Raw genomic sequence first — 15,454 nt, forward strand, 5'->3', positions numbered from 1 at the left:
GGTATGCAAGTCTGACGCACGAATGTGGTTCATTCCTGGGATGAACCGCCCTGGCGTGCACCACGGCCATGCGATGGCCGCACGCTTGGAGTGCGGCGGTCGCGGCGGCGGCGCTAGGCCCAGGCGGCGGCCTGTGCCCGCCAGCTGCGTTGTTCCTCGCCTTCCATCTGGACGGCCCCGGTCAGCTCGGCCACCCGCGCCACGCCGTGGGCGGCGCAGTAATCGTGGAGTCCCGCCACGATGCGCTGCATCGCCCCGGGGTCGATGAAGGAGGCCGTGCCCACCTGCACGGCGGTGGCGCCGGCCAGCAGGTATTCGACGGCGTCCTCGGCGGTGGCGATGCCGCCGCAGCCGATGACCGGGATGCGCACGGCCCGCGCGCACTGGTAGGTCATGCGCAGCGTGACCGGCTTGAGCGCCGGCCCCGACAGCCCGCCCATGCCGTTGCCCAGCCGCGGCCGGCGGGTGTGCACGTCGATGGCCATGCCCAGCGCCGTGTTGCCCATCACCACCGCGTCGGCGCCGGCTTCTTCGGCGGCGCGGGCGATGGCGGCCACGTCGCCCGCGTTCGGCGTCAGCTTGGCCCACAGCGGCAAATCGGTGGCGCGGCGCATGGCGGCGATGGCGTCGTGCGTGCTGCGCGCCTGCATGGCGAAGGCCAGGCCGTCGGCCTCCAGGTTGGGGCAGGAGATGTTGGCCTCGATGGCAGCCACGCCGGGGCGCGAGAGCACCTGCACGGCCGCCGCGAATTCGGCCACCGTGTCGGCCGAGAGCGAAACGACCACCGGCGTGCCGAAGCCCTGGTAGGCCGGCAGCACGTCGCGCACGAAGGCGTCCAGCCCCTTGCTGGGGATGCCGATGGAATTGAGCAGGCCGCCCTGCACCTCCGCCACCCGGGGCGTCGGGTTGCCCACGCGCGTCTTGGGTGTGACGCTCTTGATCACCAGCGCGCCCAGGCCGCCCAGGTCCAGCGCCTCCTGGTATTCGACGGCGAAGCAGCCGGAGGCCGGCATCACCGGGTTGCGCAGCGCCAGGCTGCCGACGCGCACCGAGAGCTCAGCCATGCCAGCCTCCCAGCATCTCGCGTAGCGGAAAGACGGGGCCCTCGCGGCACACGCGCTGCAGGGCGACGTGGCCTTTGCGCTCGAAGGGCCGCACGCAGGACAGGCACACGCCCATGCCGCAGGCCATGCGCTGCTCCAGCGCCACCTCGGCCCGGACCTGCGGATGCGGCTGCAGCAGCCGGCGCAGCAGCAGCGCCAGTCGCTCGGAGCCGCAGGTGTAGACGGCGTCGCAACCCGCGGTCAGCAGTTCTGCCAGCAGCGGCTCGACGCGGTCCACGGCGGAGCTGCCGTCGCTGTCGAAGACGGCATGCACCGCGGCCGGGGCGCCGCGCAGCAGTTCGTCCGCCATCGCGTCGGCCGGGCTGCGGGCGGAAAGCAGCACGTCGATGGCCACGCCCGCCTGCGCCGCCTGGCGCACCAGCGGCGCCATGGTGGCCAAACCCACGCCGCGTGCCACCAGCAGCACGCGCCGGGCCTGCGCGTCGAGCGTGAATCCCCGGCCCAGCGGACCGACGATCTCCATCGACTGGCCTTCTGCCAGCGTGGCCAACGCCTGCGTGCCGGTGCCCGCGACGGCATAGAGGAATTCGACCGTGCCTGCGTCGGGCCCCGTGCCGTAGACGCTCATGGGTCGCAGCAGGAAGGGCTGCAGCGCGCTCGTCTGCGGGCAGCGCAGCTGATAGAACTGCCCGGGCCGCGTGCTGCCGGCCAGGTCGGCCTCGGCCTGCAGCCGCAGGTAGCGGTAGCGCGCGTTGACCGCCCGGTGGGCCGTCACGCGGCAGCGGTGGCTGGCCACCCGGGCCGGCGCGGCCGTGGCGCAGGTGGCGGGCAGATCGTCGACAACGGTGCAGTTCATGGCGCGGCCTCTGCGGGAAGCAGGACGGGGAGGGCGGGGGCGGTCGGCTGTGCGGCACGCAGCGACGCGACGGCGTTGCGCAGCACGGCGATGCCGGCGTCCAGGTCCTCCGCCGACAGTGCTTCGTGCGGGTTGTGCGAGCCGTGCGCGTTGCGCACGAAGAGCATGGCCGAAGGGATGCCGGCGGCGGCGAAGACGGCGGCGTCGTGGCCGGCCCCGCTGGGCAGCCGCTCCAGCGGCTGGCCGAGCGCGGCGCTGGCGGCCTCGAAGCGGCGGATCCAGCCCTCGTCCATGGTGGCCGGCGCGCTGGCGACAGGCTCGTCGAATTCGAAGCGCACGCCGCGCTCCGCGGCCACCGTCTCGCATTCCTGCTTCAGCAGTGCATGGAAACGGCGCAGCGTCTCGGCGTCCTGGCTGCGCACCTCGAAGCTGAACTGCACCTCGCCCGGGATCACCGACACCGCATGCGAGGCGGCGGGGGTGGTGAAGATGCCGGCGGTCATCACCAGGTCCATGCCCATCTGCAGCAGCACGCGCCAGTGCTCGTCCATGCGCGCCAGCAACTGGGCCACGGCGAGCACGGCGTCGTGGCGCAGCCAGCGCGGCACGGCGCCGGAGTGGCCGGTCTCGCCCACGCAGCGCACGCGGTTGTGACGCAGGTTGCCGCGGATGCCGGTGACGGCCGCCACCGGCCAGTTGCGCGCCACCATCACCGGACCCTGCTCAATGTGCAGTTCCAGGTAGGCGGCGACGGGCGCCGGCAGCAGCGGCTCGCCGCGCGCGATGGCCGCCACGTCGGCACCGCAGCCGGCCAGGGCTTCGCCCAGCGTGCCGGTGCCTGTGCGATGGCGCAGCGCCAGCGCCGCGGCGGGCAGGCGGCCCAGCAGCGCCAGGGAGCCGACATAGGCGCGGCCGTACCAGGCGCTTTCCTCGCCGCGCAGCGCCAGCACGCGCAGCGGCGGAAGGCTTTGCCAGTCGCCCTCCAGCGTCTGCAGCACCGCGATGCCCGCCACCACGCCGGCCAGGCCGTCGTAGTTGCCGCCCTGTGGCACCGAGTCGACGTGCGAGCCGATGACCACGGCCGGCGCGTCCCGGCAGTCGGCCGCGATGCGCAGCCACAGGTTGCCGGCGCGGTCGGTCTCGGCGGCCAGGCCCATTGCTTCGGCCTCCTGCGTCAGCAGCGTCAGCGCGGCGCTTTCGCCGTCGCCATAGCTTTCGCGGGTGATGCCGAGGCCGTCATGGGTGGCCTGGCCGATCCGGTCCAGAAGATCGAAGGGCGTCATGCCGCCACCCCCGTGCCGCCGTGGGCCACCGACCATTCGATGGGCGAGGCGCTGAATTCGGCCAGCATCTCCAGCGCGGCGGCGTCGAGGCGGCCCGCCTGCTGGAGGGCCGCGTGTAGATGGCGCCACGAGGCCAGGGCGTGCAGCGTCACCGGCGCCGGGGCGGGTGGCACCTGCGGATAGATCGCGTAGTCGAACAGCACCAGCACGTCGTCCACCTGCGCGCCGGTCTGGCGCAGCGCGGCGGCTGCGGCATTCTTGGAGCGGCCGTCGGTGCTCACGTCGTCCACCAGCAGCGTGCGGCAGCCTGGGGCCAGGCGGCCCTGCAACTGGGCCTGCACCCCCCAGCCGATGGGCCGCTTGCGCAGCGTGAGCAGGGGCAGCGACAGGCGTTCGGCCAGCCAGGCGGCCAGGGCGATGCCCGAGCTTTCCGTGCCGACCACGGCGCCGATGCTCTGTTCGCGCACCCGCGGCGCCACGGCCTCGGCCATGCGGTCCAGCAACTGGCGGCGCCGCGCCGGTTCGGCCAGCAGCGCATGCACGTCGACGTAGACCGGGCTGGCCCAGCCCGAGGTGTAGAAGAAGGGGGTGCCTTCGGCCAGGCGCACGGCGTCGGCTTCGACCAGGGCGCGGGCCACGGAGGCGGCGTCGGATTCGGAAAAGATCATGGGCTTGCAGAAAGGAGCAAGCGGCGCATCCTAGGCAGCGGCTGCGGCGCGACGAAGTGCAAAAATCTCCGCCAGCCGTTCCGATCCGCGATGGCTCGAACCCGGGCGGTCCGACGCCTGAAGGCCTGCATGTCCCGTCCACCTTCTCCCCGCAGCTTTGCCCGTCAGCTCGATGTCGGCACCCTCGACCTCTTCGTGCTGGTGTGCGAGACGGGCAGCATCGCCCGCGCGGCCGAGCGCGCGCAGCTGGTCGCCTCGGCCGCCAGCAAGCGCATCGCCGAGCTGGAGTCGCTGGCCCAGGCGCCGCTGCTCGTGCGCCACGCCCGTGGGGTGCGGGCCACGCCGCTCGGTCAGTTGCTGCTGGAGCATGCCCAGGCCATCCTGCTGGCGGTCGAGCACCTGAGGGAGGACCTTGCCGAGGCGGCGCAGGGCATCCGCGGCCGGGTGCGCGTGTGCGCCAGTGCGTCGGCGGTGGAGCAGTTCCTGCCGGCCGATCTGTCCGATTTCATGCGTGAGCATCCCGACATCCGCATCGACCTGCGCCAGGCCGCCAGCCGCGCGGTGGCACAGGCGGTGCGCGAGGGGACGGCCGACGTGGGCGTGTGCGGGCCCAGCGACGATGTGCTGGGCCTGGAAAGCCGGCCCTACCGGCAGGAGCAGCTGGTGCTGGTGGTGCCGCGGGGTCATGCGTTGGCGCGGCTGCGGCGGGTCGCCTATGCCCGAACCCTCGACTGGCCGCAGGTGGGGCTGCGCGACAGCAGCACCGTGCAGCAGGCCCTCGCGCAGGAGGCCAGCAGCACCCGACGCGTGTTGCGCCGCCACATCGAGGTGGACAGCCTCAGCGCCCTGTGCCGGATGGTCGAGGCCGGGCTGGGCGTGGGCGTGATGCCGCAGGGCGCCTTCCGCGCGCTGGCCGAGGGCACACCTTTGCGGGCCGTGCCGCTCACCGACGCCTGGGCGCAGCGCGAGCTGCGCTTGTACGCCCCGCGCTTCGCCGGGCTGCCGGCGGTGGCGCAGCGCTTCGCCGACCACATCGCGCCGGTCTGACGCGGAGCTTGGGGCCGCCGCCAGCGGCCTGATGCGCGGGCAGCCTCCACGAGGGCCCTGCCATGAGCGACGAGTTCTTCAAATTCAGCAAACGTGCGTTTTAGATTGTCAAGAACGAGGCAAAATGTATTCAGGACGGCGCGGAAATGCCGATAAGAGAAGAAAACTCCGGATGACCGTCTGCCGGCCGCAGGCATGTCCCCCTGAAAGCCCTTGCCCTGATCGCCAGCGCCACGCCTCTTTCGATGGATCTCGACGACCCGCTGAAGCCTGACCTGGTCCATGACCTGAGCGCGCCCGTCCGCGTGATGGCCGATGCCCTGGACGGCCTGGCGGTGGCCCTGTGCCTCTTCGACGACCAGGACCGCTGCCTGCTCTGGAACCGCACGTTCCTGCGCTTCTTTCCGGAGCATGAGGGCCATGTGCACGTCGGCGAGTCCTACCGCGACAACCTGCGCCGCTTCTATGGCGTGCGGCTGACCGGGGACGAGCTGGGCCAGCTGGAGCGCTTCGTCGCCGAAGGCCTGCAGCGCCACCGCGCGCAGCACCGGCCCTTCGCCTTCGAGCATCGGGGGCGATGCCTGTGGGTGTCGTCCCTGCCGATGGCGGGCATCGGCCGGGTGCGCATGTGGCGCGAGGAGGGCGGCGTCCAACTGTCTGGCAGCACGGGCAACGCCGGGATCGCCGGCCTCGACAGCCACGCGCTGCTCGACCACATGCCCGACGGCGTCATGATCACCTCGCCCGATCAGCGCATCGTCTGGGTGAACGAGCCCTTCCTGGCGATGTACGGCCTGCGCGAGCGGCAAGCCGCCATCGGCAGCACTTTCGAGCAGGTGTTCCGGTCGGCCTGGTCGGCCACCGCGCGCGAAGGCGAACGGGCCATGTTCGACGAGGGCATCGCCATCCTGGGCGAGAACCTGAACTTCATCGGCGCGCCCTTCGAACTGCCGCTGCCCGACGCGCGCTGGAGCCGGGTCATCGGCGAGCGCAGCGCGGGGGGCACCTGCTTCTTCGCGCACGTCGACATTACGCTGCTCAAGCGCCAGCAGCAGCAGTTGCTGATGGCGAACTGGCGGACCTGGGAGAGCGACACGCTGCTGCGCCAGAAGTCCACCATGCTGGAGGCGGCGCTCGAGCGCATGGAGCAGGGCATCATCATGGTCAATCCGCAGGGCGTGGTGGAGGTCTGCAACAAGCGCGTGGTGGAGCTGCTGGACCTGCCGCCGGAGTTGATGGCGTCGCGGCCGTCCTTCCGCGAGGTGCAGGCGATCCAGCTGGCCCAGCGCGTGGCCCGTGGGATGCCGCCCGGCCTGGCGGCCCAGCCGCAGGCGATTCCCTTCGACCAGCCCTACCGCTACGAGCGCCAGCAACCCGACGGGCGGGTGATCGAGGTCTACAGCGTGCCCATGGATGGCGGCGGCGCGGTGCTCACCTACACCGACATCACCGACCGCCGCCGCAGCGAGGAGCGCATCCGCTACCTGGCGCGCCACGATGGGCTGACCTCGCTCGTCAATCGCGAGGTCTTCCTGGAGCACATGGCGGGCGCAGCACTGGCCGGCAGCCATGGCGGCGAAGGTTTCGCGGTGCACTACATCGACATCGACAACTTCAAGCCCATCAACGACCGCTACGGCCATGCGGCCGGCGACAAGGTGCTGACCACCGCTGCCCGGCGCATGCGCGAGGTGATCGGCCCGGGCGACGTTCTCGCGCGCATCGGTGGCGACGAATTCGCCCTGCTGCAGTACGGCACCAACGAGCCCGCGCCGGCCCGCGCCCTGGCCGAGCGCATGCTGCAGGCGCTGGGCGAGCCGATGGAGGTGGACACGCAGCGGCTGTCGGTGAAGGCATCCGTGGGCATCGCGCTGTCCACTGGCGTGGGCGACGATCCGGACGAGCTGATCCGCCGGGCCGACAGCGCCATGTACCTGGCCAAGGCGCGTGGCGCGGGCGGCGTGTGCCTGTTCGGTGCGGCCGGCGGATGGGCAGGCGAGGGCGCCGACTCGTCGCCTATGTGACGCCAAAGGGGCTTTCCCGGTGTCGGCCGCCGGGGGGCGGGGCGTAGGCTGCGGCTTTTGTCGCGACCTCGCATTCCTCCACCCATGCCTGCCGACCGCCCGCACTATCGCTTCTGGCCCAAACGCCTGCCGCACGACATCACGCCGCCCGCCACCTCGCTGTGGCACAACCTGGCAACCAGCGCGCAGCGCTATCCCGACAAGGCGGCGCTGGTGTACTTCGACCACGTCACCTCCTACCGCGAGCTGGCGGCGCAGGTCGAGACGCTGGCCGGCGCGTTGTACGCGCTGGGCGTGCGCCGCGGCGACCGCGTGGTGCTGGACATGCAGAACACGCCGCAGCTGGTCGTGGCGCACTTCGCCATCCTGCGCGCGAACGCCGTGGTGGTGCCCGTCAACCCGATGAACCGGGCCGAGGAGCTCAAGCACTACATCAGCGACCCGGACGCGAAGATCGCCATCACCACCGGCGACCTGGCGCCGGAGATGGCCAAGGCCAGCAATGCGCTGCCCGAAGGCGAGCGACTCGCCCACCTGGTCGTCACCCAGTTCACCGATGCCTTCGATCCCGCTGCGGCGGACGGTCCTTCGATGGCGCCCGCCTGGAAGAACTGGCTGCTCACACGGCATGAGATGCCACGGCTCGAAGGCGGGGAGGTGCACGCCTGGACCGAACTGATGGCCCGCAATGCGCCGGCACCGGCGCACGAGGTCGGCGCCGATGACATGGCCCTGCTGCCCTACACGAGCGGCACCACCGGCCTGCCCAAGGGCTGCATCCACCTGCACCGCAGCCTGATGCACAACGCCGTCTCGGGCCAGATGTGGGGCTGCGCCCATGCCGACACCGTCGTGCTGGCCGTGGTGCCCATGTTCCACATCACCGGCATCGTCAGCATGATGCACACGGCCATCCTCGCCGCGGCGGCGCTGGTCATCATGCCGCGCTGGGATCGCGACGTGGCGGGCCACCTGATCTCCACCCGCAAGGTCACCAGCTGGACCAACATCCCCACGATGGTGATCGATCTGCTGGCGAGCCCGCATTTCAAGAACTACGACCTGTCCAGCCTCATCTACATCGGCGGCGGCGGTGCGGCCATGCCGCAGGCGGTGGCGCAGCGGCTGCTCGAGGAGTTCGGCCTCGCCTACCAGGAGGGCTACGGCCTCACCGAGACCGCGGCACCCTCCCACAGCAATCCGCCTGACCATCCCAAGCAACAATGCCTGGGCATGCCCTTCATGGGTGTGGACGCCCGGGTCGTCGATCCTGACACGCTGCAGGAATTGCAGCCGGGTGAGGCGGGCGAGATCATCATCCACGGCCCCCAGGTGTTCGAGGGCTACTGGAAGCGGCCCGACGCCACGGCGGCGGCCTTCATCGAGTTCGAGGGCAAGCGCTTCTTCCGCTCGGGCGACATGGGCCGCATGGACGAGGAGGGCTACTTCTTCATCACCGACCGCCTTAAGCGCATGATCAATGCAAGCGGCTTCAAGGTCTGGCCGGCGGAGGTCGAGCTGCTGATGTTCCGTCACCCCGCCATCCAGGAGGCCTGCGTGATCGCGACGCGCGATACCTACCGCGGCGAGTCGGTCAAGGCCATGGTGGTGCTGCGGCCCACGCACAAGAACACCACGGCCGAGGACATCATCGGCTGGTGCCGGGAGAACATGGCCGCCTACAAGGTGCCGCGGCAGGTGCAGTTTCTCGATGCGCTGCCCAAGAGCGGGAGCGGCAAGGTCATGTGGCGCCTGCTGCAGGAAGCGGAGGACGGGACGAAGTAGATCGCCCGCCGCTCCACCCGGACGCCTCGGGCGGCCGCGGGGGCGCAAAAAAAAAACGGCCCGCATGAAGCGGGCCGTTTTCATTCAGTCCATGCACCTGCCGGCGTGGTGTGCCAGCGGCGCAATGGTCAGATTTCAGTACGAATTGCGATAGCCACCGCCGCCGCCGCCGTAGCCGCCGCCGTTGCCACGACGGTCGCCGCCGCCGCCGCCACCGCCGGTGCGGGGCGTCATCGGGCGGGCCACGTTCACGGTCACGGCGCGGCCGTCGATGCTCTGGCCATTCAGGCCGTTGATAGCGGCCTGGGCTTCTTCGGCAGAGCCCATTTCCACGAAGCCGAAGCCCTTGGAGCGGTCGCTGTCGCGGTCGATCATGACCTTGGCCGAGTTGACGTGGCCGAATTCGGAGAAGTGACGCTGCAGGCTTTCGTCACGGGTGCTGTAGGCCAGATTGCCAACGTAGAGTCTGTTTTCCATAGGGTTCTTTCGTTCTGCCGCGTTTGAAGTTCGATGCGGCAAGGGGGGGTGAAGGTTGAAGGGAAGCGATCAGCGCTGCGGCGGACGCTTGCGCGGCGCGGCAGAGGCTCCACCCGAGCGTTGCTCGAGATGGCGGAAGGTGAGGCGACCCTTGTTCAGGTCGTAGGGCGACATCTCGATCGAGACCTTGTCGCCGGCCAGCACGCGGATGCGGTGCTTGCGCATCTTTCCGCCCGTGTAGCAGATGAGGGTGTGCCCGTTGTCGAGCGTGACGCGAAAGCGGGAGTCCGGCAGGACTTCTTCCACCTTGCCTTGCATTTCGATCAGTTCTTCCTTGGCCACGAAGCTCCTTGTCAGTGATGAGGCGGCCTGTCAGGCCAGCTGGTTGTTCAGCACGAAGTGCTGGCCCTGGGCGAGGGCATAGCGCTCGGCATTGGCGGCGCTGTCGAATCGCGGAATGAGCCGGAAGATCCGGTCGTGCATGCCGCGGCGGATGGAGACGGACGCGGCGTACTGGCCGGAGTCAGTCAGCCGCGTCAGCGGTGTGATGAGGTAGCGGCCCAGCGATTGGGCGGGAGTGTTCTGCATGAAATCGAAATCCGTGATCCGCGTCTCGGCGCGGACCTGCGCTGGGTGGCGAGCCAAGGGCCGCCATGCGCAGAAAAGTGAAACCCTGAAGGGGGAAGATCCAGCCCGCAAGAAAGGGTGATGCGGACGGGCGATGAACTCGCCGAAGAAGATGGGCGTCCGGCCATTTGTCGGGGCCGAAGCCTGGGCAGCTCGGGAGGCTGCGCGGTGCCAATCAAGGGCGGGGGCGGCGAGTACGCCCCGGCCAATCGTTGGAGTATAGCGGTTTGCGCGCAACTCTGCTTAAAAATTCCTGATGGCGCGCGGCCCGGGTGTTACGCTGTGTTATCGACGCTTGGAAGGGCACGAATGAACACTGCCTCGCTTTCTAAACCTCGGCAGGATGCGTTGCGCATCGAGCTTCCGCGGGTGGCCAACCTTCTGCAACGCCGACGTGCCGGCGAGATCGACGAAGCAATGATCGACGAGTTGGTCGCATTGTCGTGGCTCGAATGGATGGGCGGCTCGCTGCAGCTGACGACCACCGGCTCCAACATCTGCAGGCAGCAGAAGTTGCGGGAGGATTGACCCCCCCCGACGCGCCCTCACAGGCATCGGCTGCCGGAAAAAATGATGATGCCGCCTATCCAGTTTTTCTGTGGAAAACGTTGGGGATAAGGTGGTGGCGGCGGTTCCAAACCCCATTGTCTTGGTGGGTTTCCTTGGATTGCCGCTTATCTGAGCACAGCGTCGAAGCCTTCAGCGCTCGCTCTCCCGCACCTCGGGCACGACCCGCGCATGTCGGCGGAACGTCCAGTAGGCGCTGGCCCAGTCCATCAGAACGATCAGCCGGTTGCGAAAGCCGATCAGGAAGTAGACGTGCACGAAAAGCCAGAAGAGCCACGCCGGATAGCCTGAGAAACGAAGAGGGCCGAACGGGGTCGGCACGTCGGCCACGGCAGCATTCCGGCCAATGGTTGCCAGGTTGCCCCAGTCCTTGTAGCGAAAGGGGTGGGTGGCGCCGCCAGCGATCCGCGCCAGGACGTTGCGGGCGGCATGGCGGCCCATCTGCTTGGCCGCCGGTGAGACACCCGGTACCGGTCGGGGTTCCTGGCCGGGAACATGACTCAAGGCCGCCGCGAGGTCGCCCACCACGCTGATCTCTGGATGGTCGGGCAGGCTGAGGTCGGGTTGCACCCGGACACGGCCGGCGCGATCGCATTCGACGTGGGTGGCCTGCGCGAGCAGACGGCCCAGGGGCGAAGCGGCAACGCCCGCGGCCCAGATCACGCAGCCGCTGTCGATGCGCGTCGCGGCGCCGCTGGCACCACCCTCGCGCACGTCGAGTCCCTGGGCGTCGATCCGGGTGACGAGGGCATCGAGTCGCACCCTCACTCCCAGCCTCTCGAGTTGCTGGCGCGCCCGTTCGCTGAGGTCTTCGGGCATGGCCTGCAGCACGCGGTTGCTCCCTTCGATCAGCAGCACCTCGGCCGTCGACGGCACGATGCGGCGGAACTCGCCCGCCAGCGTGTGCCGGGCGATCTCGGCCAGGGTGCCGGCCATTTCCACCCCGGTCGGGCCACCCCCGATGACCACGAAGGTGAGAAGGGCGCGGCGGCGCTGTGGGTCTTCTTCAAGCTCGGCCCGTTCGAAGGCGGTCAGCACGCGCCGCCGGATCTCGAAGGCATCCGCCAGGGTCTTGAGTCCCGGCGCCTGGGCCGCCCAGTCGTCATGGCCGAAGTAGCTGTGCGTCGCGCCCGCTGCCACGATGAGATGGTCGTAGTGCACGACGTGATCGTTGTCGAGTCGAACGCATCTGGCGGCGGGGTCGATCCCGCAGACCTCGCCCAGCATCGTCGTGACGTTCGGCTGCCCGCGGAACAGCCATCGCGTGGGCGCCGCGATCGAGGGCGCCGCAAGTCCGGCCGTTGCCACCTGGTAGAGCAGGGGCTGGAAGAGGTGGTGGTTGGTCTTCTCGATGACCACGATGTCCACTGGCTCGCCGCGCAAGGTCCGCGCGGCCTCCAGGCCACCGAAGCCGCAGCCGATGATCACCACGCGAGGAAGGGCGGGGGCGCTTGAGAGGGAGGACATCGGTTCATTATGGAAGGGGGCCGGCACGCCGACCGGGCATGGCGACCTGCGCGCTGTCGTCCTACGCCTGGCGGCCATGTGGCCGGCTACAAACATCGATCCCCAAGGCCTGCCTGCTTCCGGAAGCGGGCACTTGTACGGAGACTCATGACCTCACACCACCCGAACGCCGCGTTCGAAGGGCCCGACCTGCTGCAGGCCTTCCGGAGCGTGCGGGCCCACAGCCGGGCCCTCGCAGGGCCGCTTTCCGCCGAAGACCAGTGCATCCAGTCGATGCCCGATGCGAGCCCCACCAAGTGGCATCTTGCACATACCACCTGGTTCTTCGAGGCCGTGCTGCTCGATCACCATGCGCCTGGCTACCAAGCCCTGGATCGCCGGTTCCACTATCTGTTCAATTCTTATTACGAGGCACTGGGGCCGCGGCATCCGCGTCCTCATCGTGGGCTGCTCACGCGGCCTTCGCTGGAGGAGGTGATGGCCTACCGCGCGCATGTGGATGCCGCGGTTGAAGCCCTGCTCGCGTCGGCCGACGAGGAGACGCTCGCACGCATCGAGCCCGTGCTCACCCTGGGGCTGAACCACGAACAGCAGCATCAGGAATTGCTGCTCACCGACATCCTGCATGCCTTCTCGTGCAATCCGCTGCTTCCTGCCTACCGTTCGCCGTCCGCACCCTCGCTGCGACTCGCAGCAGGCATGCCGGCTCTGAACTGGCTCTCGCACGCCGGTGGACTCGCGGCGATCGGGCACGAGGGTGCGGGCTTCGCCTTCGACAACGAGGGGCCGCGGCATGCCGTACTGCTTCAACCCTTTGCCATGGCCGACCGGCTGGTGACCTGCGGCGAGTATGCGCAGTTCATCGCCGAGGGCGGCTACGCGCAGGCCCGCTGGTGGCTGTCCGACGGCTGGGCCGCGGTGCAGTCGCAGGGCTGGCAGCATCCAGCCTACTGGCTGCCCCCGGATGATCCGCGCCTGGCGCTGTCGGGTCACCACGGCACGGCGGGCTGGCATGTCTTCGGCCTGGAAGGCGTGCGGCCCATGGACCCCGCGGCCCCCGTGGCACAGCTCAGCTTCTACGAGGCGGCCGCCTATGCCGAGTGGGCTGGCGCCCGCCTGCCCACGGAAGCCGAATGGGAAGTCGCGGCGACCACCCTGCCGGGGTTCACGCAGGCCGAAGGCGCAGTCTGGCAATGGACGCGCTCGTCCTATGACCCCTACCCGGGCTTCAAGCCACTGCCCGGTGTGGCCGCCGAATACAACGGCAAGTTCATGGTGGGCCAGTTGGTGCTGCGCGGCGGCAGCGTGGCCACGCCGGCGGGTCATGCACGGCCCACGTACCGCAACTTCTTTCCGCCAGCGGCCCGCTGGCAATTCAGCGGGCTGCGCCTCGCCAAGGATCTGTGATGTCTCCACCTGTCGTCTCCCTCGCCATCCAGCCCCGTGCGGCCGATGAAGGACGTCGCGCCTTTGCGGATGATCTGGCGGCTGCGCTCGCACAGCGGCCGCGGCGCATCTCGCCCAAATGGTTCTACGACGCTGAAGGATCCCGGCTCTTCGACCGCATCTGCGAGTTGCCGGAGTACTACCCCACACGCACCGAGCTGTCGATCCTGCAGAACCGCGCGGCAGAGATCGCCCAGCAGATTGGTCCCGGCGCCGAGATCGTCGAGTTCGGCGCCGGTTCGTTGGTCAAGATCCGGCTGCTGCTGGATGCGTTGGAATCGCCCCGGCGCTTCCTGCCCATCGACATCTCGGGCGAGCACCTGCAGGGTGCGGCGCGCCAGTTGCGCGCCGACTATCCCGGCCTGGAGGTGACGCCCGTGGTGGCCGACTACACGCGGCCCTTCGAATTGCCCGAACGTCTGTCAGGCGCAGGTCGGCGCGTCGGCTTCTTTCCGGGTTCCACGCTGGGCAACTTCGAGCCGGATGAGGCGCTCGCATTCCTGCGCCAGGCGGCGCGCCTGTTGCGCGGCGGCGGCCTGCTGCTGGGCGTGGACCTGGTGAAGGATCCGCAACTCCTGCATTCGGCCTACAACGACGCACAAGGTGTGACGGCGGCCTTCAACCTCAACCTGCTGGCGCGTGCCAATGCCGAGTTGGGCGCCGACTTCGATCTGGGTGCCTTTTCGCACGCGGCGTTCTACAACGCGCCCAAGCGCCGGATCGAGATGCATCTGGTGAGCCGCCGGGAGCAGGCGGTCACCCTGGAAGGGCAGCGCCATATCTTCGAGGAAGGCGAGACGCTGCACACCGAGTATTCGCACAAGTTCACCATCGACGGCCTGCGTGCGATGGCGGCGCGTGCGGGCTTCGGCATCGGTCCCGTGTGGACCGATCCGCAGCGCCTGTTCAGCGTGCACTGGTTGCCCGCCATGCAATGAAGACGGCCTGAATCCCGGGGCGTCGGCCGAGTGCGCCGGCGCCCCTTTTCCGTTCTGGCCGCCGCCGGTGGCCTGGGCTTCGGCAGGAGTCGCCACCGAAGCGCGCCGGCAGCGACAATCGCAGCCCGCGCCCGGCGACGGCGCGATGAACCTTCTGCCGACATGAAAGCTACCTGGAACGGCGTGACCATCGCCGAAAGCGACGACACCGTGCTCGTCGAAGGCAACCACTACTTTCCCGCCGATTCGCTGCGGCGCGAGTACGTGACCTTCAGCAACAACCACACCGTGTGTCCCTGGAAGGGCACGGCCAGCTACTACTCGCTGCTGGTCAACGGCGAACTGAACCCCGAGGCCGTCTGGTACTACCCGGACCCCAAGCCCGAAGCCGAGATGGTGAAAGACCGGGTCGCCTTCTGGAAGGGCGTGAAGGTCGAGCCTTGAACAGCGCGTTCTCTCCCCCGTACACACCGCCCGACGAACTCGCCGCCACCCTGCGCCAGGAAGGCTATGCCGTCCTGAATCCGCGCGGCGTGGCCGAATGGCTCGATCTGCCACTGGTCGACCTGGAAGCCCTGCAGGCCGACTGGGACCAGCTGCCGCCCGACGAATACCTGAAGGATGGTGGCCGGTATCGCCGCCGCCGCCATGCCTGCTTCACCACCGAAGGCGGCGCGCTGGTGCAGGCGCCGCACCGAGCGCATTGGCAGCCGGTCGAATACAACGCACTGCATGGCGGCATGCAACGCTGGTTCGCGCCGATGGAGCCCGACACCGTGGCGCGGCCGGCATGGCGTCGACTGCTGCTCAAGACGGCCGAGGCCGCGGCAGCGCTGCGCGGCGACCAGCGCTGGTACATCGAGGCGCACCAGTTCCGCATCGACACCGAAGGCGGCATCGGCCGGCCCACGCCCGAGGGCGCCCACCGTGACGGCGTCGATCTGGTGGCCGTGGCGCTGGTGGGGCGGCATGGCATCAAGGGCGGCGAAACCCGCGTCTTCGAGGCTGGTGGCCGCCGCGGCGAGCGCTTCACGCTGACCGAGCCCTGGACACTGATGCTGTTGGACGACCAGCGCGTCATCCACGAATCCACGCCCATCCAGCCGATCGCTCCCGCCACGCAGGGCTGGCGCGACACGCTGGTCATCACCTGCCGGGCCGGCGGCTTCCAGGGCGATTGATCCAGCGCAGGCTCATGGCCTGCC

Annotated in this window: 16 protein-coding genes; 8 read left to right on the plus strand and 8 right to left on the minus strand. The window is 69.4% G+C overall.

All coding sequences use genetic code 11. The annotated features are described in order from the left end of the window. Window positions 1-113: 113 nt before the first annotated feature. The 4 genes from BXA03_RS03280 to BXA03_RS03295 are packed head-to-tail and all read right to left on the minus strand — an operon-like array spanning window position 114 to window position 3,871. Complete coding sequence (locus BXA03_RS03280) at window positions 114-1,064, minus strand: dihydroorotate dehydrogenase (protein ID WP_076503826.1); 951 nt, start codon at window positions 1,062-1,064, stop codon at window positions 114-116. Continuing rightward, window positions 1,057-1,920 (minus strand): dihydroorotate dehydrogenase electron transfer subunit, encoded by an 864-nt coding sequence (locus BXA03_RS03285; protein WP_076503828.1) that lies wholly within the window; start codon window positions 1,918-1,920, stop codon window positions 1,057-1,059. The genes BXA03_RS03280 and BXA03_RS03285 overlap by 8 nt, the downstream gene beginning before the upstream one ends. Beyond that, window positions 1,917-3,203 (minus strand): hydantoinase/carbamoylase family amidase, encoded by a 1,287-nt coding sequence (locus tag BXA03_RS03290; RefSeq protein ID WP_076503831.1) that lies wholly within the window; start codon window positions 3,201-3,203, stop codon window positions 1,917-1,919. Before BXA03_RS03290 ends, BXA03_RS03285 begins: the two co-directional genes overlap by 4 nt. Next, entirely contained in the window at window positions 3,200-3,871 is a 672-nt protein-coding gene (locus BXA03_RS03295) for an orotate phosphoribosyltransferase (protein ID WP_076503834.1), read from the minus strand. Before BXA03_RS03295 ends, BXA03_RS03290 begins: the two co-directional genes overlap by 4 nt. Before the next feature lie 129 nt (window positions 3,872-4,000). On the opposite strand from BXA03_RS03295, the gene BXA03_RS03300 reads away from it, so the two are divergent. The 3 genes from BXA03_RS03300 to BXA03_RS03310 all read left to right on the plus strand — a co-directional run bounded on the left by BXA03_RS03300 (window position 4,001) and on the right by BXA03_RS03310 (window position 8,727). Then, on the plus strand, window positions 4,001-4,918 hold the full coding sequence (locus tag BXA03_RS03300) for a LysR family transcriptional regulator (RefSeq protein WP_076503837.1): 918 nt from the start codon (window positions 4,001-4,003) through the stop codon (window positions 4,916-4,918). Window positions 4,919-5,163: 245 nt separating this feature from the next. Continuing rightward, entirely contained in the window at window positions 5,164-6,942 is a 1,779-nt protein-coding gene (locus BXA03_RS03305; RefSeq protein ID WP_076503840.1) for a PAS-domain containing protein, read from the plus strand. Window positions 6,943-7,026: 84 nt separating this feature from the next. Next, entirely contained in the window at window positions 7,027-8,727 is a 1,701-nt protein-coding gene (locus tag BXA03_RS03310; protein WP_076503844.1) for a long-chain fatty acid--CoA ligase, read from the plus strand. Between the two features lie 135 nt (window positions 8,728-8,862). Here the strand turns inward: BXA03_RS03310 and BXA03_RS03315 are convergent, their stop codons facing one another. The 3 genes from BXA03_RS03315 to BXA03_RS03325 all read right to left on the minus strand — a co-directional run bounded on the left by BXA03_RS03315 (window position 8,863) and on the right by BXA03_RS03325 (window position 9,792). Beyond that, on the minus strand, window positions 8,863-9,204 hold the full coding sequence (locus BXA03_RS03315; RefSeq protein ID WP_076503847.1) for an RNA recognition motif domain-containing protein: 342 nt from the start codon (window positions 9,202-9,204) through the stop codon (window positions 8,863-8,865). 69 nt (window positions 9,205-9,273) lie between these two features. Then, window positions 9,274-9,546, minus strand: coding sequence for a translation initiation factor IF-1 (gene infA, locus BXA03_RS03320; RefSeq protein ID WP_017760753.1), 273 nt, complete (start codon window positions 9,544-9,546; stop codon window positions 9,274-9,276). Window positions 9,547-9,576: 30 nt separating this feature from the next. Next, window positions 9,577-9,792: a hypothetical protein gene (locus BXA03_RS03325; protein ID WP_076504784.1), complete on the minus strand. Its 216-nt coding sequence runs from the start codon at window positions 9,790-9,792 to the stop codon at window positions 9,577-9,579. 348 nt (window positions 9,793-10,140) lie between these two features. Here BXA03_RS03325 and BXA03_RS03330 point away from each other — a divergent pair, with 348 nt between their 5' ends. Continuing rightward, window positions 10,141-10,359: a hypothetical protein gene (locus BXA03_RS03330; protein ID WP_083715857.1), complete on the plus strand. Its 219-nt coding sequence runs from the start codon at window positions 10,141-10,143 to the stop codon at window positions 10,357-10,359. Window positions 10,360-10,530: 171 nt separating this feature from the next. Here the strand turns inward: BXA03_RS03330 and BXA03_RS03335 are convergent, their stop codons facing one another. Beyond that, window positions 10,531-11,865, minus strand: a complete 1,335-nt coding sequence (locus BXA03_RS03335) for an NAD(P)/FAD-dependent oxidoreductase (protein WP_076503853.1) — start codon at window positions 11,863-11,865, stop codon at window positions 10,531-10,533. Window positions 11,866-12,012: 147 nt separating this feature from the next. On the opposite strand from BXA03_RS03335, the gene egtB reads away from it, so the two are divergent. The 4 genes from egtB to BXA03_RS03355 all read left to right on the plus strand — a co-directional run bounded on the left by egtB (window position 12,013) and on the right by BXA03_RS03355 (window position 15,430). Further along, complete coding sequence (egtB, locus tag BXA03_RS03340) at window positions 12,013-13,272, plus strand: ergothioneine biosynthesis protein EgtB (RefSeq protein WP_076503856.1); 1,260 nt, start codon at window positions 12,013-12,015, stop codon at window positions 13,270-13,272. Then, the gene (gene egtD / locus BXA03_RS03345) at window positions 13,272-14,249 is read left to right on the plus strand and encodes an L-histidine N(alpha)-methyltransferase (protein ID WP_076503859.1); all 978 of its coding nucleotides are present in this window, start codon (window positions 13,272-13,274) and stop codon (window positions 14,247-14,249) included. Before egtB ends, egtD begins: the two co-directional genes overlap by 1 nt. A gap of 162 nt (window positions 14,250-14,411) precedes the next feature. Next, a complete protein-coding gene (locus tag BXA03_RS03350; RefSeq protein ID WP_076503862.1) occupies window positions 14,412-14,693 on the plus strand; it encodes a DUF427 domain-containing protein in 282 nt (93 codons plus the stop codon). After that, window positions 14,690-15,430 carry a 2OG-Fe dioxygenase family protein gene (locus tag BXA03_RS03355; RefSeq protein WP_076503865.1) on the plus strand — a complete coding sequence of 247 codons (741 nt, stop codon included), beginning with the start codon at window positions 14,690-14,692 and terminating at the stop codon, window positions 15,428-15,430. The genes BXA03_RS03350 and BXA03_RS03355 overlap by 4 nt, the downstream gene beginning before the upstream one ends. Window positions 15,431-15,454 lie beyond the last annotated feature (24 nt).

Source organism: Pseudacidovorax sp. RU35E, assembly GCF_900156165.1.
GTDB lineage: Bacteria > Pseudomonadota > Gammaproteobacteria > Burkholderiales > Burkholderiaceae_C > Xenophilus.